This is a genomic window from Candidimonas humi, assembly GCF_019166065.1.
GTDB lineage: Bacteria > Pseudomonadota > Gammaproteobacteria > Burkholderiales > Burkholderiaceae_B > Candidimonas > Candidimonas humi.
In genome coordinates this window covers 460,603-485,763 of the sequence record NZ_JAHTBN010000002.1, presented here as the reverse complement: position 1 = coordinate 485,763, position 25,161 = coordinate 460,603, and the positions used below count along the sequence as shown (strand labels likewise).

Genomic DNA, 25,161 nt, shown 5'->3' with positions numbered 1-25,161 from the left:
CCCGCTCTTCGTGCTGCATTTTCTGGCAGTCGAGCGAAGCCGCCGATATCGCGGCGAGTGAATTCCACGCAACTATCCATCTTTTGGCTGAGACTTGTCTAATATTTTTTTCTGCGTTTTCGATACATATATCGAATCAACACGGCACACTGAAATTGCGATGTGAAGCGCAGGCACCGGCGCCCGGCGCCAGCCTCGATTTCCAGGCATGGACCGACGCAGCAGCGCCGTATCTGCCGCCCGTGCCGGGCCGGCGCTGCGGCCCGGATTACGACTTGAACAGCGATTCGGCCAGATCGCGGAAATTCCGTATCGACGCCATTTCCGTATGGGGATTCCAGGCCAGCGAAATGCCGATCGACGCGCTGTCCGGAAAATCGGACAGCGTCTTGTAGAGGATCTGGGTGCTGGCGAACCGGCGATTGATGGAAGGCACCAGGGCGACGCCCAGCCCCGCCTCGACCAGACTGAGCACGGTCTGCACCTGCACCGCCTCCTGCACGACGCGCGGTGTGAAGCCGCGCAACTGGCAAGCGTGGATGGACGCCATTCTGAGGCCGGCTGCGCTGGCTGCCGTATACAGGATGAAGCCTTCCCGGGACAGGTCTTTCAGCTTGAGGCTAGGCTTCTGCGCCAGGGGATGCGCCTTGGGCATCGCCAGGACGAACTGCTCCGTCTGCAGGACCAGCATACGGGTGCCCGTATGCGAAGAAACCGGTATGCGCACGACACCCACGTCCAGGGCCTCGTCCTGTAGCTGTTCCATGATGCGTATGGAAGTGCCTTCCTGCAATATCAGTTGGACTCCGGGATAGCGGCGCCGAAACTGGGCCAGGATGCGGGGCAGCACGAAATGGGTCACCGAGCCGACGAAGCCGACGCGCAATTTACCGCCCTCGCCCGTGGACGCAGCCACGGCAGCCTGCCGGAACTGCGTGGCGTGGAACAGCGCCCGGCGCGCATCGGCCAAGGCCGCCTCGCCGCTTTCCGTCAATTGGACGCCGTCCTTGCCGCGCGTGAACAGCGGTACCCCGAGTTCCGTTTCCAGCTTGCGAATGGACACCGACAAGGGCGGCTGAGACATATGGAGCTTTTCGGCGGCACGGCGGAAATTCAAGGTTTCCGCGAGAACCACGAACTGCTGAAGATGACGAAAATCCATGATGCCTGTTCGACAAGAGAGGAAATGGGAGAGCCGCCCATGATACGCGGACGGTATCAATTATAAAAAAAATAATATTGGATATCGTATGAAGACATCAATATTCTGGATGATCTGAGAAGACTCGATACACAAAGCCCGGCGCTGGCGGGACACCATTGATGACGGAACGGATTATGCAAGATGAATCGAAGGCTCCCCTGAAGCGTACCGGCGGCCAAATACTGGTGGATCAGCTACGCATTCACGGAGTCGGCCAAATATTTTGCGTGCCTGGCGAAAGCTACCTGGCCGTGCTGGACGCATTACACGACGCCGACCTGAACGTTACGGTATGCCGCCAGGAAGGCGGTGCAGCCATGATGGCCGAGGCATACGGAAAATTGACCGGCCGGCCCGCCGCATGCTTCGTCACGCGCGCCCCCGGGGCGACCAATGCCTCGCCAGGCATCTATATAGCTCATCACGACGCCACTCCCATGCTGGTATTCGTCGGGCAAATTGGGCGTGGCGTACGCGATCGAGGCGCCCTGCAAGAGCTGGACTATCGGGCGGCCTTTGCACCGCTGGCAAAATGGGCGACGGAAATCGACGACGTGGCCCGTATACCCGAAGTGATATCTCACGCCGTGCATCTGGCCATGTCAGGCAGGCCGGGCCCGGTCGTGATCAGTTTGCCCGAGGACATGCTGTGCGAGACGGCGCTGGTGGACGACGGCGCCCCCGCCCTGGTGGTGGATGCCTACCCCAGCGCCCGGCAAATCGAAGAGCTGCGCTCTCTGCTGGCGCAGGCCGAACGTCCGATGGTCATTCTGGGAGGCTCGCGCTGGACGGAACGCGCGGTGGCGCAATTCTCCGACCTGGCCGCGCAATGGGAGATTCCCGTCACAGTCTCCTTGAGGCGCCAGATGCTATTCCCCGTAGATCACCCCGGGTTTGTCGGAGACCTTGGTTTCGGCCCCGATAAAAACCTCGTGGAACAGGTCAAGCGCGCCGATCTGCTGCTTCTGATCGGCAGCCGTCTGTCGGAAGTGCCCAGCCAGGGATATACCTTGGTGGATATCCCGGTGCCATCCCAGACCCTGGTGCATGTGTACCCGGACGCCGGCGAACTGGGGCGGGTATATCGGCCTACTCTGGCGATCAATGCCTCGCCGTCGGCTTTTGTCGACGCCCTGCGCGAAGTGGCCTTGCCCGGATCGGCATCGCGGCGCGCGTATCGCGACGATGCGCGCCAAGCCTACCTGGCCTGGACGGACTTGTCAGCCATAAAATCCCCCGGAAAGCTGCAGATGGCCGAAGTCATGCGATTCCTGGGAGATCGCCTGCCGGCCGATGCGATAGTCTGCAATGGCGCAGGCAACTATGCCACCTGGGTCCACCGCTACTATCGCTTCCGGGCATTCGGAACCCAGTTGGCGCCCACATCGGGTTCCATGGGCTACGGCGTCCCCGCCGCAGTGGGCGCCAAGCGCGCCTTTCCCGACCGCATGGTCGTGGCGTTTGCCGGCGACGGCTGCTTCTTGATGAACGGCCAGGAATTCGCCACGGCAGTGCAATACAAGCTGCCCATCATCGTCGTGGTCATCGACAACGGCATGTTCGGCACGATAAGAATGCATCAAGAAAGGGAATACCCGGGGCGTATCAGCGCCACACAGCTGAACAACCCCGACTTCGCGGCCTATGCCCGCGCATTCGGAGGTCATGGCGAGCAAGTGGAGACCGCCGATGAGTTCGTCGCAGCGTTCGAGCGTGCCTGCGCATCGGGCAAGCCGTCGATCATCCATTGCCTCATCGACCCGGAAGCGATCAATCCATCCTACACCTTGAGTTCCGTGCGCCAGGCGGCGATCGCGGCAGGCCGATAAATCCCATACGACGTATGGCCGAAGCAGGAGTGAAACACGATGACAATCCATGGAAACCTGATCGACGGGCAATGGGTGCAGTCGAAAGACGTCAACTCGAATATCAACCCGTCCGACACTAGCGACATAATCGGAGAATATGCACGTGCGAGTGCATCGGATGCCGAGCATGCCGTCGAGGCCGCCCGAACGGCATTCCCTGCATGGTCGCATTCCGTGCCGCAACTGCGCCATGACATACTTGCGCGCGCAGCGGCCGAGACTTATGAACGCCGCGAAGAACTCGGCCGCATATTGTCCCGCGAAGAGGGCAAGACGCTGGCTGAAGGCATAGGCGAGGCGGTGCGTGCGGCACAGGTGATTTCGTTCATGGCCGGCGAAGCGCTGCGCATCGCGGGAGAGCGCTTCGATGGCCTCGTTCCCGGCAGCGTTGCGGAAATCACGCGAGAGCCGCTGGGAGTCATCGGAATTATTTCTCCATGGAATTTCCCGATAGCGATTCCGGCCTGGAAAATCGCGGCTGCGCTAGCCTATGGCAATTGCATCGTGTTCAAACCCGCCGAACTGGTACCCGGTTGCGCCTGGGAACTCGCCGCTATCCTGCATCGTGCCGGCCTGCCTGCCGGAGTATTGAATCTGGTGATGGGCAGCGGCAGCACGATAGGCGCCATACTGACCAGCCACCCCGAGGTCGACGCCATCAGTTTCACCGGCTCGGTTCCGACTGGGCGCCATATCGCCGCGGCCTGCGTGAGCGGCCCAACCATGAAGCGCATGCAGTTGGAAATGGGCGGCAAGAATCCGCTGGTGGTGCTCGATGACGCAAACCTCGACGTCGCGGTAGAGTGTGCCGTCAATGGCGGTTTCTACAGCACCGGCCAGAAATGCACGGCATCTTCACGGCTGATCGTCACCGACGGGATACACGATCGCCTCGTGCATGCCATGACCGAGCGGCTGAAAAGACTCTGCGTCGGCCATGCGCTGGCGCCGGAAACCCATATCGGGCCGGTCGTCGATGAACGCCAACTGGCGACAGACCTGGAATATATCGGAATCGGCCGCGCGGAAGGCGCGACGCTGCATTGGGGCGGAGAACGGCTGGAGCGGCCGACCAAAGGCTTTTATCTTCAGCCGGCCTTGTTCACCAATGTGAAGCCCGAAATGAGGATCGCACGCGAAGAAATCTTCGGGCCGGTCGTATCCGTATTGCGCGTCAAAGATTACGCACAAGCCCTGGACATGGCCAACGGAACGGAATTCGGGCTGTCCGCCGGCATCTGCACCACCAGCCTCAAATACGCGTCCCATTTCAAGCGCAACGCCCAGGCCGGTATCGTAAAAGTCAATCAACCCACCAGCGGCCTGGATTACCACCTGCCTTTCGGTGGACGCAAGGGTTCGTCGTACGGGCCGCGCGAGCAAGGCCATTACGCTGCCGATTTCTACACCATCATCAAGACCGCCTATACCTCGGCAGGGGATGCCTGACCCGGGCGCGGACATCGGCCGGAAACCTATGCGCCCGGCTTGTCACACGAGCCGATACCGTTCGACGATATCAGGGTCTGGATCGCAGCCCAGGCCCGGGCCGTCGGGGATGGGGATCGCGCCGTCGGGGCCGGGCAGGCCGATATCCCCGAACAGCCTGGCCTCGAGATCGACGCCGAATACTTCGATCCCCCCGATCACGCCGTGCCGGGCGGCCAACTGGAGCGTCGCGAGCAGGCCGGGCCCGAAGTACGGGGAATGCGGAGCCAGAAGCCGCCCCCGGGCATCCGCGGCCAGGGCCACCTCGTGGACCTCGCTGATGCCGCCCACCTTGGTCACGCTAGGCTGGAAATAATCGACGACGCCGGCATCCAGCAAGGGCAGGAACGACACCGCATTAGCCAGGTTCTCGCCCAGGGCCAGCGGGACGTCGACCTGCTTGCGCAGGCGCGCGAGCCCGGCGGTATCCTCGGGCGGCCATATGGGTTCTTCCAGCCATTTCAGGCGATACGGCGCCAGCTTCCCGGCCATTCGTACAGCTTCTTCGGCCGGCCATTCGCAATTCACGTCGAGCATCAGGTCGACCGACTCGCCGATCTCGCGGCGAGCGGCATCGACGGCCTCGACAGTCGTCTCGTGCAGTTTCAGGCTGCGATAGCCTTGCCCCACTGCACGCGCGCAGGCCCGGGCAATAACGGCGGGCTCGAGCAGCCGCATGAAACTTTTATATGCCGGAACCGCAGCACGCATGCGTCCGCCCAGCATATCGGCCACCGAAGAGCCCGCGCGCTTGCCGGCAAGGTCCCAGAGCGCTATGTCCAGGCCGCTCAGCGCATACTGCACCGGCCCGCTGCGGCCGTAGATATGCAGCGCCTTTTTCAGCAGCCCCATCATCGCCGCGAGCTCGGACACATCCTTGCCCAGGGCGAGCGGGCGCACGAGCTCGTCCATGGCCTTTTTCGTGGCCGGGATCACGTTGTAGCCGAACGCCTCCCCCCAGCCGACGAGGCCGTCGTCGGCCTGGACCCGGATCAACAGATATGTGAGTTTCTTCCAGACTGCCCCGCCGAAGCCCGTCTGTCCGCCGTCATGCCGGTAGGGGATAGCCACGGGGATCGATTCGATCGACGCTATTTTCACTGAGCTGCTCCTGTGTGCCCTTCAGGCCGAAGGGGCTTGCACGGCGGCGCCCCCGAGATAAATCCGCTTGATCAATTCCCCCTTGCCGACTTCTTCGGGAGGCCCCTCGCCGCCGACTTTTCCCGTTTCTATCAAATAGCAGTAATCCGCGAACTTGAGGGCCTCTTTGACCAATTGCTCGACGAGCAATACCGACATGCCAGAGCGCGTAAGCTGTTTCGCAACGGTCAGGATGCGGTTGATCACCATGGGGGCCAGGCCGCCGGAAGGTTCGTCCAAGATCAGCAATCGGGGCTCGGAGACTATGCCTTGGGCAACGGCCAGGATCTGCTGCTGCCCGCCGCTCAGGCGCGACGCCATCTGCTGGCGCCGCTCCGCCAGCTCGGGAAACAAGTCGTAGGCGATGGCCAGCTTCGAGCGGTCGCCGCGGCGATTGCGGGCATAAGTGCCCAGCAGCAGATTGTCCTCGACGCTCAGGCTCGTGAAGACGCGATGCCCTTCCAGCACCATGCTCAGCCCGCACCTGGCGATATCGCGGGCGTCCATCCCGGAAATGTCCCGCCCGGCGAACGTCACGGCCCCCGATGCGCGCGGGATGAGCCCCGAAATGGCATGCAGCATGGTGCTTTTTCCGGCCCCGTTGCGGCCCAGCAGCACGACGAACTCGCCCTCGCGCACCGCGAAGTCGACGCCATGCACGACCTCGGCCTTGCCATACGAAACACGCAGCGACGATACGTCAAGAACAATGGGCGCAGTGCCGTTTTCTCGCTTCTTGTCCACGTCATGCTCCCAGATAAACCCGGATGACTTCCGGATCCGCGCGAACCTCGGCCGCCGAGCCGCTGGCGATGGACGAACCCAGGTTCAGCGCCGTGACCCTGTCGCAGATGCGGAACACGAAATCCGTGTGGTGTTCGATGATGAGCACGCCGATTCCCGCGTCCCGCATGGCAAGCACGATGTTGGCCAGTTGGTCGATCTCGTGCTCCGTGAGGCCGCCGGCGGGCTCGTCCAGCAGAATGAAGCGCGGCTGCATGCACAGGGCGCGCGCGATTTCCAGGAAGCGCTGTTCGGCATGGTCCAGCAGGCTCGCCGGCTTGTCGACGATGTGGGAAAGCCCCATGGCATGCAGGATCTCCAGCGCCCGCGCCCGCAGCTGCGCGTCCTGCCTGCGCGCCGCGGGCAATGCCAGCAGGTTCTGCATGAAACCGGAGCGGGCGTCCTTCCAGCCGCCCAGCATGGCGTTGTCCAGGCCGCTCAAGGTTCCCAGCAGCCTGGGCTTCTGGAAGGTGCGGGCCACGCCCAGCGCCGCGCGCCGTTGCACGGAAGACTGCGTCAGCGTTGCGTCGTCCAGCTCGATGGCCCCCTGGTCGATGAGGTAATAGCCGGAAATCAGGTTCAGCAGCGTGGTCTTGCCGCTGCCGTTAGGGCCTATGAGGCCGTGGATTTCCCCTTCCTGCAAGGAAAGGGAAACCCGGTTGACCGCCAGGACCCCGCCGAAATGCTTGGAGGCCGCGTTCAGGGAAATGCCGCGTTCATAGCGCCGGTCTCCGCGTATCGCGGCGACCAGCCTGGGCAGGTCGGGATTGACGATGCGCTTTTCGTGCCGGCTCGGATTGATTTTTTCCCGGATGATGCCGATCACGCTGCCTATGCCTTCGGGCACGAGCAGCACCACGATCAGCAGCAGCGCGCCATAGAAGAACTGCCCCCAGCGCGCCAGGCCCCCCATCAGCTCGGGCAGTATGGCCAGGACTATGGTGCCCAGGAACGGCCCCCAGATCGTGCCGCGCCCGCCGATGATGATGCAGATGAAAAAGAACAGGCTCAGCTCGAACGGGAATGTCTCGGGGGTGATGTAGCTTTGCAGCGTGGCGAACATCGCGCCGGCCAGGCCCGCAGTGACGCCGCTGAACGCGAATACCGTCAACTTGACGCGGAATATCGGCACGCCCACCGCCGAGGCGGCCACTGTGCTGTCGCGCAGCGCAATCATGCCGCGCCCCCACATGAGCCGGGTGAGGTTCCAGGCCAGCCAGGTGATCACGCCCGCAGCCGCGACGGCGAGCCAGTACAGGCCGGAAGGCGAGGCGAAGAAGCCATCGAACGGCGGCACGCTCAGCCCTATGCCGCCGCCCGTGAGGTCGGACTGCGCGAGCGAGAACTCGGTCACCATCAAGGCAAACGCCAGTGTCGCCATGGCGAAGTAGAAACCCGGCAGCCGCAGCGAGGGCAGGCCGAGGATGAAGCCGCAAGCCCCGCCCAGCGCGGCGGCGATCAAGGTGGCCAGCCAGGGGTCGAAATCGTAGCGGCTGGTGAGGATGGCATAGGTGTAGGCGCCTATCGCCAGCAGGCCGATATGGCCTATGGACAACACGCCGGTATAGCCGACCGACAGATTCAGGCCGGCGATCAGTATCCAGTAGACGGCGATCAGGGTCGCGATGTGCAGTTGATAGGGGTTGCCCACCCACAGCGGCAGAGTGGCCAGCAAGGCTATGCATGCGAGGACGGGAATGCCGGTTTTAGCGCCGAGGTTCATACGTGCCTCATTTGCTGGCTGCCGAACAGGCCTTCGGGCTTGAGCAACAGGAAAAGCATCAGCAGGCCCACTGCGATCGTGCGCTGGTATTCGCCGCCGAAGAAGTAGGTCGCGAGCGTGGACAGCAGCCCCAGCACCAGTCCGCCGATGACCGCCCCCAGATTGCTGCCCATGCCTCCCGCGGCCAATGCGATGAAGCCGTATAGCGACAGCGTCAGGCCTATGGAGAAATCGGCGAAGGTCAATTGCCCTCCGGCAAACCCGACCAGGCCGCCCATCAAGCCCGCGATCGCGTACGAGAACGCGCGGATATGGCCGGTCGCCACGCCGCGGGCGCGCGCGGCAAAGGGGTCTTCCGCCACGGCCAGGAATACTTTCCCGAAAAGGGTATGGCGGTAGAACACGTCCATCGCAACCACGATCACCGCGACGCCGGCGATGGGCAGCCAGTACTTCTGGTCCCATATCCCCGCGGTGAACTCCTGGGAAATCAGCCGCGGAAAGGGGCGCGGCTCTGTGCCCCACCACAGCACCACGGCCTGCTGCACAATGGTCGCCAGGGCCAGGGTACTGAGCAGCCACAGGTGTTCCTGGGACCGGGCAAGTATCCTGCGCACCGCCACGAACTCTGTCACCAGGCCCAGGACGATCGAGGCCAGGACTGCTCCGCCCAGGCCGGCCGCCAGGGGCAGCTTCAACTGGCCCATCAGGTAGGCGCCCATGACCGCGCTGATCATGAACAGATGGCCGGCGGTGAAACTGAGCACCTTCGACGTCGAATACATGGCGTTATAGGCCAGCGCCGCCGCGGCGTAGAGCGCGCCGATAGCTAGGCCCGTGATCAACACAGTCAACATAGGGGGAATCCAGCAATACGGTGTGGTGGAAAAAGGCGCCGGAATCCGGCCGGCGCCCGCTGCCGGGAACGATATGAGACCCGCTCGAGACTATGCTTATTGCGGGGCTTGCTTGAAAGAGCCGTCGTTGAAGGTGTTGGCCAGGTCGACGACCATGCCCGAATCCGGAAAACCGTTATGGTCGGCCGGCGTCCAGGTGTAGGTCGCGTAGGCGCCCTTGAGATCCTTGGTGGACTCCATCGTCTTCTTGAAGGCCTCGGGATCGGTGCTGCCGCTTTTTTCCACGGCATGCTGGATGATCTTGACTGTGTCGTAGCCCAGCGCAACCCACCAGAAAGTGAAATTGATCGGCTTGCCCAGCTTGGGCCGCATGGCGTCCATCAGCTTCTGGGTGGATTCGGGCAGTTTCCCGTCAGGCCCGTACGTGGTGCTGACATAGCCGGCGGCATAGGTGTTGTTCCAATACTCAGGCTTGTTCAGCAGGTCGCGGATATTGGACCCCATCAGGGCCGGATGGCCCACCACCGGGACGTCCCACTGGGCGTTGCCCCGGGCGTTCAGGATACGCGCCAGCAAGCCCGTGGCGGCGGACCAGGGCATGATGACATCGGCCCCGGCCGCCTTGGCCTTCGATATTTGTTCCGACACGCTGGTCTGATTGGGGTCTATCAGCACGGAATAGACCGGCTTGATGCCCGCTTTTTCCAGCAACTGGGCAGCCCGCTTGGCGGTGGACGCCCCGTAACCCGTGGTGTCGCCGATGATGGCGATTTTCTTGCGCTTGAGCACCGAAATCGCATAGTGGTTCGCAGAAGTGATCCACTGCTGGTTGGTATTGATCACCCGGAACGCCAGGGGATATTTCTTGGCATCGATCAAGGTATCGACGGTGCCGATCACGAGATTGGGGATCTTGGCCCGGGACAGAATGGGCACCGTCGCCAGCGACTCGCCCGAATTGACCGGCCCGATCACAAAGTCGACCTTCTTGCTGAAGGCCAGCTCGTTGGCGAAATTGACGGCCTTGGTCGGATCGCCCAGCGTGTCCCGCGTATAGAGTTCGAGCTTGCGCCCGTTGATCCCCCCGGCCTTGTTGATTTCGTTGACGGCGAACTGCACGCCTTCGTTTTCCGCGATCGCCGCGGCCGACAGCGCCCCCGTCAGCGACGACAGCCAGCCGATGCGGATGGGCCCCGACTCGGCCGCCGAGGCCGAACCCAAGGCGCACGCCAGGACCATCGCACCGCTCGCGACGAGCCTGATGGCGTGATTGAATTTATGTTTATGCATGCTTGTCTCCTGTCTCTGGTATTGCCGAAAAACAAGACCCGGCGAAAGAGCGGCAGCCCATCGGCCGCCTGGCCATCAGCCGCCGGGCCGCCGTGGGTCATCGACGATAAGCTTCGATCTGATCCCAATTGAAGGTAAACCCGGTGCCGGCGCGTTGCGGCAGGCGTATCGTGCCGTCGGACTCGAGCGCCATGGTTTCGTGGAACAGCGGCGCGAACCAGGGCATGTGCTCGCACCAGGTCGCGTTGCTGGCCGAGGCGACGACATGCAGGCTGTGCTCGGTGAAAATATGCGGGGCGACGGCAAGATCGAAAGTAGCCAGGTAACGGGCCACTTTCATCATTTCGGTGTAGCCTCCCATGCGCTGCAGGTCGGGCATCAAGACTTCGGCCGCGCGGTTCTGCACCATGCGCCGTATGCCATAGCGCGTGTATTCGGTTTCGCCGCTGGCCAGCGGCATGGACAGGCTGTCCACGAGCTTTGCTGCGGCGTCGTCCTGCCATGTCGGCACCGGCTCTTCGTACCAGGCCAGATTGAAGGGCTCCAACGCCCGGCCCAGCCGCAAGGCCTCGTGCAAGGACAGCCCCTGGTTCGCATCGGCCATCAGCGTCACGCCGTCCCCGATCGCCGCGCGCACCGCTTCGACCCTGGCCACGTCGTCTTTCCAGTTGGCCGAGCCGAGCCGCATTTTCATGGCGCGAAAGCCCTGCCGCAAGAATTCGCGCGCCTGCGCCACCAGCTCGTCCAAGCTGGCCGACAGCCACAAGCCGCCGCTGGCATAGGCCGGCACACGATCGCGGCAGGCGCCGAAGAGGCGGTACAAAGGCGCATTGGCCGCCTTGCCGATGAGGTCCCAGCAAGCGACGTCGATCGGGGTGTACGCCAAAATGGAGACGCCGCTCTGGCCGTAGAAATTGCAATCGCGGATGAATTTGTCCCACAGCGACTCGACATCGTGCGGGTCTTGCCCGATAACCAGCGGCGCGAGAGATTCGGTGAACCGGGAAATGGCCGCCAGGCGGTCCGGGTTGAAGCAGAAGCCATAGCCTTCGCCTACGATGCCCGCGTCGGTTTCCAGGGTGACCAATTGGCAGCAGACATTGGAAATCTCGTGGATCGAGGTTCGTAGCGGGCGCTCCAGGGGTATCTCTACGCGGGCGGTTCTTACGGCCGTTATATGTAAAGGCGTAGTTGGTGACTGCACGCTGCATCCCCCATGGATATAGAGACGGTAAATGTGGCTTCCCGATTGCCCCGCGGAGCGTTGTCCACGGGCCCGCGAACATGCAGACACTATCGAAGCATCAGCAGTACTTGTCTAATATTATTTTTTTCGACTTTGATATGGAAAAGGTATCGCTTTTCCGTAACGGCAATGGCGCAGCAAGGGCGGCCAGGCATCAGCCGCGCCCGAAAAAAACCGGAAGAAAATAAGGGGCGTTCCCTATTCGACAGGCGATCACGTGGCGCGCCCCGCGAACTATGATGCCGCCGCCCAACACCGTGCGCCCGGCCCGCCCGCGGCGAGTTGCCCGCACTGGCAAATCAGCGTACAGTCGACTGTGACTTACCCGGTTAACCCTTGACACATTGAAACTTCTAAGGGACAACCCTGAATAGCCTATGTTCGATATATTGGTTTACTTATTCGAAAATTATTACACCCCGCAAGCATGCCCGGAAGCAGACGTGCTGGCCCACAAACTGGCTGCCGCGGGCTTTGAACACGACGACATCGACGAGGCGCTCAACTGGCTGTACGGCCTGGCCCAGACCACGGAACAATGCGTGCAGTTCGCGCAGCATCCGCAAGACGACAGCCGGCGCATATTCACAGACGACGAATACCGCAGCCTCGGCACCGAGGCTATAGGCTTCATCAGCTTCCTGGAAAATTCTGGCGTGCTGCCGGGCGTGCTGCGCGAGATCGTGATCGACCGGGCCCAGGCCACCAACGAATCGCCGATTTCGCTGCAAAAGATCAAGATCATCGCCCTGATGGTGCTCTGGAGCCAGGAAGCGGAAATCGACCACCTGGTGCTCGAAGAGCTGCTGACGGAAGACCACGGCCGGCTGTCGCATTAGGACGTCTCGACGCTGTAGATGGGGCGATTCTTCCGGCAGCGTCAGGCCCTGTCCCGCCGCGTCGGCATACCATACATATATATTAGATATATAGGCGCTATGCCGGTTTGGCCTATGGCAGGCCTCGCGCCGTCCTGCGGCGCGGCGGGGCTTGGGTTTTGGCCGCCACGGCCGGCGCCGGCCGCCGTCCCTGGCAGGGAAGCGACTGGCAGGCCGCGGATGGCGGCTATGGCCATTCGCCATCGCAATTCTTCATAGCCGTCCGCCTTGCCATTGCCATTGCCATTGCCATTGCCATTGCCATTGCCATTCGCCTTGGCCGCCCGTTACCCGTTACCCGTTACCCGTTACCCGTTACCCGTTACCCGTTACCCGTTACCCGTTACCCGTTACCCGTTACCCATCGCCCATCGCCCATCGCCACGGCAATGATCTCATCCGCAAACCCCGCCCCCCGCGCCGGCTATACCGGCCGCTACGCCCCCAGCCCCAGCGGTCCGCTGCACGCGGGCTCGCTGGTCGCGGCGCTGGCCAGCTATCTCGACGCCCGGGTCCATGGCGGCCGCTGGCTGCTGCGCATTGAGGACATCGACACGCCGCGCAGCGTGGCCGGGGCGGACCGGATCATCATGCAGCAGTTGCAGGCCCTGGGCATGCACTGGGACAGGCCCGTAGTCTGGCAGTCGCAGCGCCACGCGCTGTACCAGCAGGCTTTCGACCGCCTGGCCGCGCAGGGCCTGGTCTACGGCTGCGCCTGCACGCGCCGGGAGATCGAGGAAGCCATACGAGAGGCGCGGCTCCGAGAGCAGCGGTTCCCCGAGCGGCGGCTCGCGGAACCAAAACACGCGCCTGCGCCGGTGCAAGAAATCGCCGACGGGCCGGCGGCGGAGGCTACCGAAGCCCGAAGCGCCGGGCTCGTACAGGCGCAAGGCCGGGCTCGGCCGGGCGAAGCCGGGCCTGGCCTTGCCCAGTCGACGCCGACCGCCCCCGAGCAGTCCTATTCCGAACAGTCCTATTCCGAACGGCCCTATCCGGGCACCTGCCGGGACGGCCTGCCATCGGGGCGCGAGGCCCGGGCCTGGCGCTTCAGGGTGCCGCCGGGCGTGGAGCACTACGACGACCGTTGGCTGGGGCCGCAGCGCCAGGATGTGCTCGAGGAGGTGGGCGACTTCGTGCTGCGGCGCGCCGACGGCCTGTGGGCCTATCAGTTGGCGGTGGTGGTGGACGACGCCGAGCAGCAGGTCACCGACATTGTGCGCGGCGCGGACCTGCTGGGGTCCACCGCGCGCCAGCGCCTGCTGGCGCGTAGCCTGGGGCTGGCCCTGCCGTCCGTGATGCATGTGCCCCTGGTCTGCGACGCGCTGGGACGCAAGCTGTCGAAACAGAACCATGCCCCGGCGCTGGACTGCAGCCGCCCGCTGCAGGCGCTGGAAACGGCCTGGCAACACCTGGGCTTCGCGCCACTATCCGCAACGGGGCCGGACGATTTCTGGCAGCGCGCCCAGGCGCAATGGGCGGCCCGCTACGGCCCGGCGTGAAAGCCCGCCAAGGCCCGGCTTGAAACGGCGCGAACCGTCCCCACCCTGCCGGCAGGCCGTCCAGGCAGAAGCCGCGGACGGAGCCGCCCGGAGCAAAGCAGCCCGGCTCGCCTTAGCTCCGAACAACTCCAATTATGGAGTATTTTTTATGCTTTTTCGGATAAAAAACAGACCAAGCGCAGGGGCTTGACTTGCACTGTGCGAGTTTCCCCACTTATCATCCGCGCTATCACTGCCGAGAAGCAGTTACTGGATATACATGACTAAAACGCTGATCATCGCCGAGAAACCCTCGGTGGCCCTGGACATTTCACGCGCGCTCGGCGGCTTCAGCCGCGAGGGCGATTACTTCGAGAGCGAGCGCTATGTGCTCGCCTCGAGCATTGGCCACTTGCTGAGCCTGGTGGCGCCCAATGACCCGGTGCGCGGCAAATGGAGCTTCACCCATCTGCCGGTGATCCCCCCGCAGTTCGAACTCGGGCCCGCCGACAAGCGATCGGCCGAGCGCCTCAAGCTGCTGCTGCGCCTGATCAAGCGCAAGGACGTTTCCGCCATCATCAACGCCTGCGACGCGGGGCGCGAGGGCGAGCTGATTTTCCGCTACATCGTGCAGTATGCGGGCGTGAACAAGCCCATCAAGCGGCTGTGGCTGCGTTCCATGACCCAGGCCGCGATCCGCGAGGCCTTCGAGAACCTGCGCGACGACGACGCCCTCAAGCCGCTCGAGGCGGCGGCGCGCTCGCGCGCCGAGGCCGACTGGCTGGTGGGCATCAACGGCACCCGCGCCATGACCGCCTTCAACAGCAAGGACGGCGGCTTCTTCAAGACACCGGTAGGCCGGGTGCAGACGCCTACGCTGGCCATCGTCGCCGAGCGCGAGGAACGCATTCGCCGTTTCGTGCCGCGCGACTACTGGGAAGTGCATGCCACCTTCGTCGCCGCGGCGGGCTTCTACACGGGGCGCTGGTTCGACCCCAAGTTCGTCCGGAACGAACAAGACCCGGAACAGCGCGATTCCCGCCTGTGGTCGCAGGCCGCGGCCCAGAGCGTGGTGGCCGCCTGCCGCGACTGTCCGGGCACCGTAACGGAAGAATCCAAGCCTTCCACGCAGATGTCGCCGGCGCTGTTCGACCTGACCTCGCTGCAGCGCGAGGCCAATTCGCGCTTCGGCTTCTCGGCCAAGACGACGCTGTCGCTGGCCCAGGCGCTGTACGAACGGCACAAGGCGCTGACTTATCCGCGTACCGATTCGCGCTACCTGCCGCAAGACTATGTGCAGACCGTGCGCGGCACCATGCAGGCGCTGGCCCAGGGCGGCTCGGCCGCCGCCGCCAGCGTGCAGCCGTTTGCCAAGACCCTGTGCGAGAACGACTGGGTCAAGCCGAACCGGCGCATCTTCGACGACAAGAAAGTCTCGGACCACTTCGCCATCATCCCGACGCTGCAGATCCCGCGCGAACTGAGCGAGGCAGAGGGCAAGATCTACGAACTGGTGGCGCGGCGCTTCCTGGCGGTGTTCTTCCCCGCCGCCGAATTCCGCGTCACCACCCGCATCACCGAGGTCTCGGGACATCATTTCAAGACCGAGGGCAAGGTGCTGGTCAAGCCGGGCTGGCTAGCCATCTACGGCCGCGAGGCGCAGGGCGACGACACGAATCTCGTGGCGGTCGAAGACGGCGAGACCGTCAAGACCGACGACATCGAGGCGCGCGGCCTGGTCACCAAGCCGCCTGCACGCTACAACGAAGCCACGCTGCTGTCCGCCATGGAAGGCGCCGGCAAGCTGGTCGACGACGAAGCGCTGCGCGAGGCCATGTCCGAGCGCGGCCTGGGCACGCCGGCCACGCGCGCGGCCATCATCGAAGGCCTGCTCAACGAAGGCTATCTGCGGCGCGAAGGCCGCGACCTGATACCCAGCGCCAAGGCGCGCCAGCTGATGACGCTGCTGGCGGGCCTGGGCGTGAACGAACTGACCTCGCCCGAGCTGACGGGCGAATGGGAACACCGTCTCAAGCAGATCGAGCACCGCGAGCTGGACCGCCAGGCCTTCATGCGCGAAATCGCGCAAATGACGCAGGTCATCGTCAAGCGCGCCAAGGAATACGAACGCGATACCGTGCCGGGCGACTACGCCACCTTGTCCACGCCCTGCCCGAAATGCGGCGGCGTGGTCAAGGAAAACTACCGCCGCTATGCCTGCACCAATTGCGATTTCTCCATAGGCAAGCACCCGGGCGGGCGCACCTTCGAGGTCTCCGAGGTCGAAGAACTGCTGCAAAAGCGCGAAATCGGGCCGCTGTCGGGCTTCATCAGCAAGATGGGCCGGCCCTTTGCCGCCATACTGCGCATCACCGGCGACTACAAGCTGGAATTCGATTTCGGCCAGAGCGACGCCGACGACGCCGAGCCGGTCGATTTTTCCGGCCAGACTTCGCTGGGCGCCTGCCCCAAATGCGGCCACGCCGTCTACGAGCACGGCATGAATTATGTGTGCGAAAAATCCGTGGGGCCGGACAAGAGCTGCGACTTCCGCTCGGGCAAGATGATTCTGCAACAGGAAATCTCGGCCGAACAGTTCCGCAAGCTGCTGGCCGATGGCCGCACCGATCTGCTCGACGGTTTTGTCTCCAGCCGCACCAACCGCAAGTTCAAGGCCTTCCTGGTCAAGCAGGCCAACGGCAAGATCGGCTTCGAGTTCGAGCCCAGGCCGCAGAAGCCGGGCGGCAAGGCCCCCGCGAAAACCGCGGCGAAGAGCGCGGCGGCCGCTGGGGAAGCAGGCGCGGCGCCGGCCAAGGCCGCCAAGAAAGCGGCTGCAAAGAAGGCGCCCGCCAAAAAGGCGGCGGCGAAGAAAACCGCCACCAAGACCGCCGCCAAGCGCGCCACGAAGACGACGGCAGTGAAGAAGGCAGCCGCCGAGCCCGCGGCCGCGCCGCGGCAGGACGGCCCGGACGACGACGATCCGCCGTTCTGACTTCCGCGGCGCTGATGCGGCGCCGCGCACAGGAAAGGGATGCGGCACGAAGTGCGGCATCCCTTTTGGGCTTTCGAGCTTTCGAGCTTTCGGGCGGGCAAGCCAGGCGAGATGACGCCGGGCTCATGCCGCGGCACGGCTAGCGGCCAGCATTCCCGCAGGCGGCATCCCGCCGCCCCTGTTCAGTCTTCGACGTACCAGGTGTCTTCGGACAGCATGACCTGCTGGTGGCCGTAGCCGGCGGGCATCATGGGGAAGCAGTTTTCCTGGGCGAGCACGACCACGTCCAGGAAGTACGGGCCCTCGCTGTCCAGGCAGGCGCGCAGCGCCTCGTCGAGGCCGGCGGGGTCTTCCACCCGGGCGGCGTTCCAGCCGAAGGCCTTGGCCAGCGCAACGAAGTCCGGGATCGAGGCGTTGTAGCTGTGGCTGTAGCGCCCGTCGTGGATCAGCTCCTGCCACTGGCGCACCATGCCCATGTGGCCGTTGTTGCACAGCACGACCTTGATGGGCGTGCGGTGCTGGGAGGCGCTGGCCAGTTCCTGGATGTTCATGAGCACCGAAGCGTCGCCGCTGACGCACACCACCGGCTTGTCCGGATGGGCGATCTGCGCGCCCAGAGCCGCCGGCACGCCGTAGCCCATGGTGCCGGCGCCGCCGGAAGTCAGCCAGCGGTTGGGGCGGTTGAACTTGATGTATTGCGCGGCCCACATCTGGTGCTGGCCGACGTCGGTGGCGATGATGGCGTCGGTGCCCGCCAGGGCATGGTCGATGCGCTGCATCAGGTGCTGCGGCAGGATGTGCTGGGCGGAAGGCTGGACCCGCAGGCAGTCGCGGGCGCGCCAGACGCCGATGCGCTGCCACCAGGGGTCGAGCCGGGCGGGGTCGAGCTGCGTGGTGCTGAGTTCCTTGCGCAGCGCGCGCAGCAGCGGATAGCAGTCGCCCACCATGGCCACGTCGGCGCGCACCACCTTGTTGATCGAGGCCGGGTCGATGTCCAGGTGGATCTTGCTGGCGTGCGGGCAGAAGTCCGAAAGACGGCCGGTGATGCGGTCGTCGAAGCGCGCGCCAACGCAGATGATCAGGTCGGCATGGTGCATGGCCAGGTTGGCTTCGAGCGTGCCGTGCATGCCCAGCATGCCGAGGAAGTGTTTGTCGTCGGCCGGGAAGGCCCCCAGGCCCATGAGCGTCAGCGTGCAAGGCGCGCCGAGATCCTGTACCAGGCTGGTGTAGGCATGGCAAGCGTCTATGCCCGAGTTCACCAGACCGCCCCCGCCATAGAAGACCGGCCGCTTGGCGGCGGCGATCAAGGCCGCGGCGCGCTTGACGGCGGCCTCGGCCGCGGGGCTGGCGGTCTCCACGCCGGCCGGCTCGGCGTCGGCGGCGCCCGGCGCGGCATCGGCCGGCACCATGCCCATTTGTATGTCCTTGGGAAAGTCCAGCAGCACCGGCCCCGGGCGCCCCTGCGTCGTGAGGCGATAGGCCTTGGCGGTCATGGCGGCCACGTCCTCGCAGCGGCGGATCTGCGCATTCCATTTGGTGACCGGCCGGGAAATGCCTATGGCGTCGCATTCCTGGAAGGCGTCGGTGCCGATGGCGCCAGTAGCCACCTGGCCGCTGATGCACAGCACCGGGATCGAGTCGCAGATGGCGTCGAGCAGCCCCGAAGTAGTGTTGGCCATGCCCGGGCCCGAAGTGACCAGCACCACGCCCGGCCGGCCGCTGGAGCGCGCATAGCCTTCGGCCGCGTGCATCGCGCCCTGTTCGTGGCGCATCAGCACGTGGCGGATGCGCGGCTCGGAATACAAGGCGTCGTACAAGGGCAGCACCGCGCCTCCGGGATAGCCGAAGATGGTGTCCACGCCCATGTCGATGAGGGTTTGCAGCAGGGTTTCGGCGCCGTTGCGGGCGGAGGTGTCGGAAGAAGTATTCACGGGGGATTCACGCGGAGGCTGAAATTTCATAAGATTACGCACTGCCCGGGGGACGCTGCGCATGAGCTTCCCCCAGGGACGCCCCGACGCAGCGGCCCGGGCCCGGCATACCGGGCGATCAGGCCGGCAAGGCGGGGCGGCTCGTTCATAGCCTCTCTATTATCCATCATCATCCGGGCCGCGGCCGGCCCGTCCCTATCCAGCACCCCAGCGACCACCGAGCGACACCACTCATGACCCGATCCTCCGCCCCCTGGCACTCCGTCAGGAAGTCCACGCTGCACGGCAACGGCGTATTCGCAGCCCGGCGCATACCCGCCGGCACCCGTATCGTCGAATACGGCGGCAAGCGCATCAGCAACGAGCAGGCCGACGCGCTGCATCCGGTCAATCCCGACGATCCGTTCCATACCTTTTTCTTCGCGCTGAGCTCGGGCAAGGTCATAGACGGCGGCGAGCGCGGCAACGACGCGCGCTGGATCAATCATTCCTGCAGCCCGAACTGCGAGGCCCGGGAAAACGCGGCGGGCGAGCGCGTGCACATCTACGCCCTGCGCGACATCGAATCGGGCGAGGAATTGTTCTACGACTACGGGCTGGTCATGGACGAGCGGCTCACCAAGAAGCTCAAGGAACAATACCGCTGCCTGTGCGGCGCACCCGACTGCCGCGGCACCATGCTGGCGCTGCCGGAAAAAGAAGGGAAAGAAGAAAAGAAAGAGAAGGCGAAGAAAAAAGATAAGAAAGACAAAAAGGAAAAGAAGGAAGAGAAGGAAGAAAAACGGGAGAAGAAGGACAAGAAAAAGAAGAAAGAGGAAAAGGAAAAGAAAAAAGACAAGAAGGAAAAAAAGGAAGCAAGGAAGCGCGCCTCGAAGCGCGAGGACAAGGCCAAGGACGAAGACTCGCAGGACTAGTAGCGGTCCCGGAAATTCGCAGCCGTGGAACCGCGTCTACGCGCGCAGAGCGGCCTTGCAGGCCGCGCCGCCGGGCCATAGCGCCCGACATGGACAAACCGCGAGGGCAGTCCACGTTCGGGCTGTGCCTCGTTCAGCCCCGGCCCCGCCCGCCGCTGTCGATCGCGGCCACGGCCGCATGTGCAAGTTGGCCATAACGCTGGTCATAGTGGTGATGGCGCCCTTCGATGCGCCGTAGGCAGTGCGGCCGTAGCTGCCGCGCAGGCCCGAGACGGAAGAGACGTTGACGATGGCGCTCACGCCGCAGGTGGCGGGATTGCCGCAACGCCGGCCGGCCTGTGCACTTGCGGCGCGCACCGCAGCCGGCGCCGCTGCACGGCCGGCCGCCGCGGCCGCGTCACTCGACCGACAGCTGGCCGCGCTTTTCGAGTTCCTGGTACACCATCTTCTTGGTGATCTTGCCGTAGCCCGACTTGGGCAGTTCCGGCCAGACCACGATCTTGCGGGGATGCTTGTAGCGCGCGACGTTGCCGTCGAGCCAGGCGCGGAAGGCCGGCTCGTCCCACAGGCCGGGCTCTTGCAGCACGCACACCATCACGCCGACCTCGCCCCACTTGGGATGCGGCACGCCCAGCACGCAGACTTCCTTGATGCCGCCGTAGCCCAGCACCTTCTCTTCGATTTCGCGCGGATAGATATTGGAGCCGCCGGATATGTACATATCGGACTCGCGCCCGGTGATGTACACATAGCCCTGCTCGTCCATGTGGCCCAGGTCGCCGGTGCGGAACCACCCGTCGCGGAACGATTTGCGGTTGGCCTCGGGGTTGTCGTAGTAGCCCGCGAACACCGCGGGGCCGCAGACGCAGATCTCGCCCGTCTCGTGCGGCCCGAGTTCGCGCCCGCTGGAATCCTGGATCGAGACCTGCATGCCGGTGCGCGCATAGCCGCAGGAGCCGGCCTTGGCCATGCCGGCGTCGTCGACCGCATGCTCGGACGGCGGCAGCACGGTGATATTGCCGGTGACCTCGCCCAGCCCGTAGTACTGCACCAGCACCGGCCCGAGCTTGTCGAGCGCGCGCTTCTGGTCTTCGCGGTACATGGGCGCGCCGGCGTAGATGATGCGCGACAGCGAGGAATGATCGTAGCGGTCTACGCTTTCGTGGCCGACCATCATGTTCAGGATGGTCGGCACGGTGAAGAAATTGCTGATGCGGTATTTCTCGACGGCGGCCCAGGCGGCCTCTACCGAAAAACGCGGGTTGGTGGAAAACACCGTGGCCGCGCCGCGCGCCAGCTGGGTCAGGAAATGGATGCCCGCGCCGTGCGACAGCGGCGCCACCACCAGGCTGGCGTCGTCGGACGACAGGCCCGGCATCAGGTCGCAGATGTGGTTGGTGATGACGAAAGCCATCTGGCCGTGCGTAAGCACCGCCGCCTTGGGCTTGCCGGTAGTGCCGGACGTGAAGAAGAACCAGCAGGGGTCGTCGTAGTCCACGCGCGCGGCCTGGTGCGCGGCCCCGCCTGCGGCATGGCGGGCGCCTTCCTGCGCCAGTTCGTCGATCGAGGTCGGCGCGAAATCCGCCTGGCCAATGCGCGCATACAGCTTCAGGCCGGGGATGGAATCGGCCAGGCGCGCGTGCTCGGGGAAATCGGCGTGGCAGATGAAGGCCGACACGCCGGCGCTGCTCGCCAGGTAGGCGACCTCGTCGGGCGTGATGCGGAAGTTGGTCGGCACCCATACCGCGCCGATGCGGAAGGTGGCCAGCATGGCCTCGAGCATTTCGCGGCAGTTGGACGAATGGATCAGCACGCGGTCGCCCTTGCCCAGGCCGCGCGCCTCGAAGGCCCGCGCCAGGGCCTGCACGCGCGCTTCGAGCTGCGCCCAGGTGATGGGCGCGTCGTCGCAGATCAGCGCCGGGCGCTGCGGCAGCCGCGCCGCCGACTGCGCCAGGAAAGTGGCCAGGTTCATGACCCGGCGCGTAACGGGCGCCAGCCCGCCCTTCGGGCCTTGCATGCCGGCCTGCGTCATTTGGCGCGCTCCAGGATGCTGACGTAGTTGGCCACCGCCGCCCCGCCCATATTGAATACGCCCGCAAGCCCCGCGCCCGGGATCTGCATATCGCCCGCCGTGCCGGTGAGTTGCATGCACGCCATGACATGCATGGACACGCCGGTGGCGCCTATGGGATGGCCCTTGGACTTGAGGCCGCCCGAGGGATTGACCGGCAGCCGGCCGTCCTTGCGCGTAGTGCCTTCCTGCACCACTTTATAGGCTTCGCCGCGCGGCGCCAGACCCATGGCTTCGTACTCGATGAGTTCGGCGATGGTGAAGCAGTCGTGGGTCTCGACCAGGTCGAGGTCGTCCAGCGTGGCGCCGGCCTCGCCCAGTGCCTGGCGCCAGGCGCGCGCGGCGCCCTCGAAGGCGATGGGGTCGCGCCGGCTCAGGGGCAGGATGTCGTTGACGTGCTGGCGGGCCTTGAAGCGTATGGCCCGCGGCAGGTTGGCGGCGAGGTCTTCGGACACCAGCACGATGGCCGCGGCGCCGTCGGAAATCAGCGAGCAGTCGGTGCGCCGCAAGGGCTGCGCCACATAGGGATTCTTGTCGGAGACATCGTTGCAGAAGTCGAAGCCGAGGTCCTTGCGGATCTGCGCATAGGGGTTGCTGACGCCGTTATGGTGATTCTTGGCGGCGATCATGGCCAGCTCGCGGCTGCGGTCGCCGTAGCGCGAGAAGTATTCCCCCGCGATCTTGCCGAAGACGCCTGCAAAGCCGCCTTCTATGTCGGCCTCTTCCTTGCGATAGCTGGCGTTGAGCAGGATGTCGCCGATCTCGGGAGTGGGCCGGCTGGTCATTTTCTCGGCCCCCACCACCAGGGCCACGCGGCCGCGCCCCGACTCGATGAAGTCCATGGCCGTGTACAGGGCGGCCGAGCCCGTGGCGCAGGCGTTTTCAAGGCGCGTGGCCGGCACGTGGGCGAGATCCTGGTCGGCCAGCGCCACCAGCGCGCCCTGGAAGTCCTGCTTCTGGAAGCCGTTGTTCATGACCCCGACGTAGATGCCGTCGACGTCCTTGCCGGCGATGCCGGCGTGTTCGAGCGCGGCCAGCGATACCCGCGCCATCAACGTCTCGGTGTCGGGCTCGATGAGTTTGCCGAAGGGGATGTGCGACCACCCCGCGATGACTGCTTTGTGTGCCATGATGAATTTCCTTGAAAGACCTGTTGATCCAAAAGCCTTGCCGTAGGGGCCGGCGGCGCCGCGCGCCGATCGGCGGCGGGACGCCATGCCCTGCAAGACCTAACCCGACAGCGCCTGCATGCGCAGGCTTTTTTGCAGCTTGCCGACTTCGCGCTCGAGCGCCCGGGCCAGTTCGGCCTCGCGCTCGGGCCCGAGCCGGCCCTCGACCGTGGCGATGCTCAGGGCGCCGACGATTTCGCCGTTCTCGCCGCGCACCGCCATGCCTATTCCCAGCGAGCCCGACAGCACCAGGCCCGGATTCACCGAATACCCCCGGTCGCGCGTACGCTGGACCAGGCCATGCAGCACTTCCGCGTTGTAGCGCGGATAGTTGGCCGAGATGTATTCGAGATTTTCTTGTATGCAGTGTTCGACCTGGGCGTCGTCCAGCGCCGCCAGCATGGCCAGGCTGCCCGCCCCCACCCCCAGCGGATGGCGGTCGCCGGCCAGCAGCGCATGCGATTTCAAGGGATAGTCGCCTTCTATGCGCAGCAGGCATATGGCGTGCACGTCCTGGCGCACGGAAAAAAAGGCCGCGTCGCCGGTTTCGTGCGCCAGCCTGGCCACGTGCCGCGCGGCAGTCTTGTGCAGGCCGTAGCGGTCGGCGGCGATCAGGCCCAGCGCGTGGCAGGCCGAACCCAGGTAGTAGCGGCGGCTGGCAGGCTCTTGCTCGACCAGGCCTTCGGCGATCAGCGCAGTAGTGAGCCGATGCGTGGTCGACTTGATCAGCCCGGCCTGCTTGCTCAGGGCCGACAGCCCGATGCCCTCGTTACGGCTGCGCGCTATGCAGCGCAGCACCGTGAGTGCGCGATGAATGGCCTGGGTGCCGGAAGCCTGCTGGCGCACTACAGGGCCTTCATTTTGTTCCATGATATGGACCTAAAAGCCTGATGTATTTCGTCTCCAAGCCACGATTCTACGTAACAGCTAGTGCTTGTCAACGAATTTAAAAGTGCTTGGTTTTTTTTGGTTCCATAAGATAGAATTGATTCCGACCTTAGCGCTGTTGCCGATATACATTCCAGGGGCTTTCGTGTAAAACCTGGTTACCTGCAACCCGATCCAATCAATAAGCCATTCAATGGCCAAGGAGACACTTCAATGAAGCTGAGCCGCCGTTCCTTCCTCGTCACTTCTGCCGGCGCCGGTGCCGCAATTGCCGCCGCGCCCCTGCAGAACGTGCTTGCCGCCACCACCTTCCGCTACAAGTACGCGAACAATCTGCCGCTGACGCACCCCATGAACGTGCGCGCCAAGGAAATGTCCAAGCAGATCGAAGAAGAAACCAAGGGCCGCTTCAAGCTGCAGATATTCCCCAGCAGCCAGCTGGGTTCCGATACCGAGACCCTGAACCAGTTGCGTTCCGGGGCGGTGGAATTCTTCACGCTGTCCGGCCTGATCCTGTCCACGCTGGTGCCCGCGGCGGCCATCAGCGGCATCGGCTTCGCCTTCCCCAACTACGACACCGTCTGGAAGGCCATGGACGGCGACCTGGGCGCCTACATCCGCGGCGAAATCGAGAAAAGCGGCCTGGTGGTCATGAACAACATCTGGGACAACGGTTTCCGCCAGGTCACCACCAGCAACCACCCCATCGACAACGCGGCCTCCTTCAAGGATCTCAAGATCCGCGTTCCGGTCAGCCCGCTCTGGACCTCGATGTTCAAGGCGCTGAAGGCCTCGCCCACCAGCATCAACTTCAACGAAGTGTATTCGGCGCTGCAGACCAAGGTCGTCGACGCCCAGGAAAACCCCCTGGCCATCATCCAGACGGCCAAGCTGTACGAAGTGCAAAAGTACTGCTCGCTGACCAACCACATGTGGGACGGCTTCTGGTTCCTGGGCAACAGCAAGGCCTGGAACCGCCTGCCCAAGGACATCCAGGCCATCGTCGCCAAGCATGTCAACGCGGCCGGCATCAAAGAACGCGCCGACGTGGCCGCGCTCGACGCGGACCTGCAGAAGAAGCTCGCCAGCGAAGGCATGGTCTTCAATACGCCGCAAAGCGGGCCGATCCGCGATGCGCTGCGCCAGGCGGGCTTCTATTCCGAATGGAAGAAGAAGTTCGGCGACTCGGCCTGGGCCATCCTGGAAAAATCGGTCGGCTCGCTGGCCTGATCCAGGCC

General features: G+C 64.3%; 19 protein-coding genes. 7 read left to right on the top strand and 12 right to left on the bottom strand.

Annotation, left to right across the window (positions count from 1 at the left end):
- Positions 1 to 268: 268 nt before the first annotated feature.
- Positions 269 to 1,162, bottom strand: coding sequence for a LysR family transcriptional regulator (locus tag KVP10_RS05630; RefSeq protein WP_217963530.1), 894 nt, complete (start codon positions 1,160 to 1,162; stop codon positions 269 to 271).
- A gap of 176 nt (positions 1,163 to 1,338) precedes the next feature.
- Here KVP10_RS05630 and KVP10_RS05625 point away from each other — a divergent pair, with 176 nt between their 5' ends.
- Positions 1,339 to 3,033, top strand: a complete 1,695-nt coding sequence (locus tag KVP10_RS05625) for a thiamine pyrophosphate-binding protein (RefSeq protein WP_217963529.1) — start codon at positions 1,339 to 1,341, stop codon at positions 3,031 to 3,033.
- A gap of 45 nt (positions 3,034 to 3,078) precedes the next feature.
- Positions 3,079 to 4,524, top strand: coding sequence for an aldehyde dehydrogenase family protein (locus KVP10_RS05620; RefSeq protein ID WP_376810950.1), 1,446 nt, complete (start codon positions 3,079 to 3,081; stop codon positions 4,522 to 4,524).
- Between the two features lie 42 nt (positions 4,525 to 4,566).
- On the opposite strand, the gene KVP10_RS21495 is transcribed toward KVP10_RS05620, so the two are convergent.
- From KVP10_RS21495 to KVP10_RS21490, 6 genes are all read right to left on the bottom strand, one after another.
- Positions 4,567 to 5,664 (bottom strand): mandelate racemase/muconate lactonizing enzyme family protein, encoded by a 1,098-nt coding sequence (locus KVP10_RS21495; RefSeq protein ID WP_217963527.1) that lies wholly within the window; start codon positions 5,662 to 5,664, stop codon positions 4,567 to 4,569.
- Between the two features lie 21 nt (positions 5,665 to 5,685).
- A complete protein-coding gene (locus tag KVP10_RS05610; protein ID WP_217963526.1) occupies positions 5,686 to 6,447 on the bottom strand; it encodes an ABC transporter ATP-binding protein in 762 nt (253 codons plus the stop codon).
- 1 nt (position 6,448) lies between these two features.
- Positions 6,449 to 8,209: a branched-chain amino acid ABC transporter ATP-binding protein/permease gene (locus tag KVP10_RS05605; RefSeq protein WP_217963525.1), complete on the bottom strand. Its 1,761-nt coding sequence runs from the start codon at positions 8,207 to 8,209 to the stop codon at positions 6,449 to 6,451.
- Positions 8,206 to 9,066 carry a branched-chain amino acid ABC transporter permease gene (locus KVP10_RS05600; protein WP_217963524.1) on the bottom strand — a complete coding sequence of 287 codons (861 nt, stop codon included), beginning with the start codon at positions 9,064 to 9,066 and terminating at the stop codon, positions 8,206 to 8,208. Before KVP10_RS05600 ends, KVP10_RS05605 begins: the two co-directional genes overlap by 4 nt.
- A gap of 96 nt (positions 9,067 to 9,162) precedes the next feature.
- Positions 9,163 to 10,356, bottom strand: a complete 1,194-nt coding sequence (locus tag KVP10_RS05595) for an ABC transporter substrate-binding protein (RefSeq protein WP_217963523.1) — start codon at positions 10,354 to 10,356, stop codon at positions 9,163 to 9,165.
- Between the two features lie 97 nt (positions 10,357 to 10,453).
- Positions 10,454 to 11,560, bottom strand: a complete 1,107-nt coding sequence (locus KVP10_RS21490; protein ID WP_217963522.1) for a mandelate racemase/muconate lactonizing enzyme family protein — start codon at positions 11,558 to 11,560, stop codon at positions 10,454 to 10,456.
- Positions 11,561 to 11,979: 419 nt separating this feature from the next.
- Here KVP10_RS21490 and KVP10_RS05585 point away from each other — a divergent pair, with 419 nt between their 5' ends.
- The 3 genes from KVP10_RS05585 to KVP10_RS05575 all read left to right on the top strand — a co-directional run bounded on the left by KVP10_RS05585 (position 11,980) and on the right by KVP10_RS05575 (position 16,950).
- Positions 11,980 to 12,441, top strand: coding sequence for a Smg family protein (locus KVP10_RS05585; RefSeq protein ID WP_217963521.1), 462 nt, complete (start codon positions 11,980 to 11,982; stop codon positions 12,439 to 12,441).
- 428 nt (positions 12,442 to 12,869) lie between these two features.
- Positions 12,870 to 13,979, top strand: coding sequence for a tRNA glutamyl-Q(34) synthetase GluQRS (gene gluQRS, locus KVP10_RS05580; protein WP_217963520.1), 1,110 nt, complete (start codon positions 12,870 to 12,872; stop codon positions 13,977 to 13,979).
- A gap of 259 nt (positions 13,980 to 14,238) precedes the next feature.
- Positions 14,239 to 16,950, top strand: a complete 2,712-nt coding sequence (locus KVP10_RS05575) for a DNA topoisomerase III (RefSeq protein WP_217963519.1) — start codon at positions 14,239 to 14,241, stop codon at positions 16,948 to 16,950.
- Between the two features lie 182 nt (positions 16,951 to 17,132).
- Here KVP10_RS05575 and ilvB read toward each other — a convergent pair whose 3' ends face one another.
- On the bottom strand, positions 17,133 to 18,911 hold the full coding sequence (gene ilvB / locus KVP10_RS05570) for a biosynthetic-type acetolactate synthase large subunit (protein ID WP_217963518.1): 1,779 nt from the start codon (positions 18,909 to 18,911) through the stop codon (positions 17,133 to 17,135).
- 203 nt (positions 18,912 to 19,114) lie between these two features.
- On the opposite strand from ilvB, the gene KVP10_RS05565 reads away from it, so the two are divergent.
- Positions 19,115 to 19,795: an SET domain-containing protein gene (locus tag KVP10_RS05565; RefSeq protein WP_217963517.1), complete on the top strand. Its 681-nt coding sequence runs from the start codon at positions 19,115 to 19,117 to the stop codon at positions 19,793 to 19,795.
- 36 nt (positions 19,796 to 19,831) lie between these two features.
- On the opposite strand, the gene KVP10_RS21220 is transcribed toward KVP10_RS05565, so the two are convergent.
- From KVP10_RS21220 to KVP10_RS05545, 4 genes are all read right to left on the bottom strand, one after another.
- Positions 19,832 to 20,095: an SDR family NAD(P)-dependent oxidoreductase gene (locus KVP10_RS21220; RefSeq protein WP_343218693.1), complete on the bottom strand. Its 264-nt coding sequence runs from the start codon at positions 20,093 to 20,095 to the stop codon at positions 19,832 to 19,834.
- 97 nt (positions 20,096 to 20,192) lie between these two features.
- On the bottom strand, positions 20,193 to 21,827 hold the full coding sequence (locus tag KVP10_RS05555; protein WP_217963516.1) for an acyl-CoA synthetase: 1,635 nt from the start codon (positions 21,825 to 21,827) through the stop codon (positions 20,193 to 20,195).
- Positions 21,824 to 22,996 (bottom strand): acetyl-CoA acetyltransferase, encoded by a 1,173-nt coding sequence (locus KVP10_RS05550; protein WP_217963515.1) that lies wholly within the window; start codon positions 22,994 to 22,996, stop codon positions 21,824 to 21,826. The genes KVP10_RS05555 and KVP10_RS05550 overlap by 4 nt, the downstream gene beginning before the upstream one ends.
- A gap of 99 nt (positions 22,997 to 23,095) precedes the next feature.
- Positions 23,096 to 23,905, bottom strand: coding sequence for an IclR family transcriptional regulator (locus tag KVP10_RS05545; protein WP_217963514.1), 810 nt, complete (start codon positions 23,903 to 23,905; stop codon positions 23,096 to 23,098).
- A gap of 231 nt (positions 23,906 to 24,136) precedes the next feature.
- Here KVP10_RS05545 and KVP10_RS05540 point away from each other — a divergent pair, with 231 nt between their 5' ends.
- Positions 24,137 to 25,153 carry a TRAP transporter substrate-binding protein gene (locus tag KVP10_RS05540; protein ID WP_217963513.1) on the top strand — a complete coding sequence of 339 codons (1,017 nt, stop codon included), beginning with the start codon at positions 24,137 to 24,139 and terminating at the stop codon, positions 25,151 to 25,153.
- The last annotated feature ends 8 nt before the right edge of the window (positions 25,154 to 25,161 follow it).

Coding starts and splice junctions, on each gene's coding strand:
- KVP10_RS05630 (WP_217963530.1), bottom strand. CDS start 1,162: ATGGATTTTCGTCATCTTCAGCAGTTCGTGGTTCTCGCGGAAACCTTG.
- KVP10_RS05625 (WP_217963529.1), top strand. CDS start 1,339: ATGCAAGATGAATCGAAGGCTCCCCTGAAGCGTACCGGCGGCCAAATA.
- KVP10_RS05605 (WP_217963525.1), bottom strand. CDS start 8,209: ATGAACCTCGGCGCTAAAACCGGCATTCCCGTCCTCGCATGCATAGCC.
- KVP10_RS05600 (WP_217963524.1), bottom strand. CDS start 9,066: ATGTTGACTGTGTTGATCACGGGCCTAGCTATCGGCGCGCTCTACGCC.
- KVP10_RS05595 (WP_217963523.1), bottom strand. CDS start 10,356: ATGCATAAACATAAATTCAATCACGCCATCAGGCTCGTCGCGAGCGGT.
- KVP10_RS05585 (WP_217963521.1), top strand. CDS start 11,980: ATGTTCGATATATTGGTTTACTTATTCGAAAATTATTACACCCCGCAA.
- gluQRS (WP_217963520.1), top strand. CDS start 12,870: ATGATCTCATCCGCAAACCCCGCCCCCCGCGCCGGCTATACCGGCCGC.
- KVP10_RS05575 (WP_217963519.1), top strand. CDS start 14,239: ATGACTAAAACGCTGATCATCGCCGAGAAACCCTCGGTGGCCCTGGAC.
- ilvB (WP_217963518.1), bottom strand. CDS start 18,911: ATGAAATTTCAGCCTCCGCGTGAATCCCCCGTGAATACTTCTTCCGAC.
- KVP10_RS05565 (WP_217963517.1), top strand. CDS start 19,115: ATGACCCGATCCTCCGCCCCCTGGCACTCCGTCAGGAAGTCCACGCTG.
- KVP10_RS05555 (WP_217963516.1), bottom strand. CDS start 21,827: ATGACGCAGGCCGGCATGCAAGGCCCGAAGGGCGGGCTGGCGCCCGTT.
- KVP10_RS05550 (WP_217963515.1), bottom strand. CDS start 22,996: ATGGCACACAAAGCAGTCATCGCGGGGTGGTCGCACATCCCCTTCGGC.
- KVP10_RS05545 (WP_217963514.1), bottom strand. CDS start 23,905: ATGGAACAAAATGAAGGCCCTGTAGTGCGCCAGCAGGCTTCCGGCACC.
- KVP10_RS05540 (WP_217963513.1), top strand. CDS start 24,137: ATGAAGCTGAGCCGCCGTTCCTTCCTCGTCACTTCTGCCGGCGCCGGT.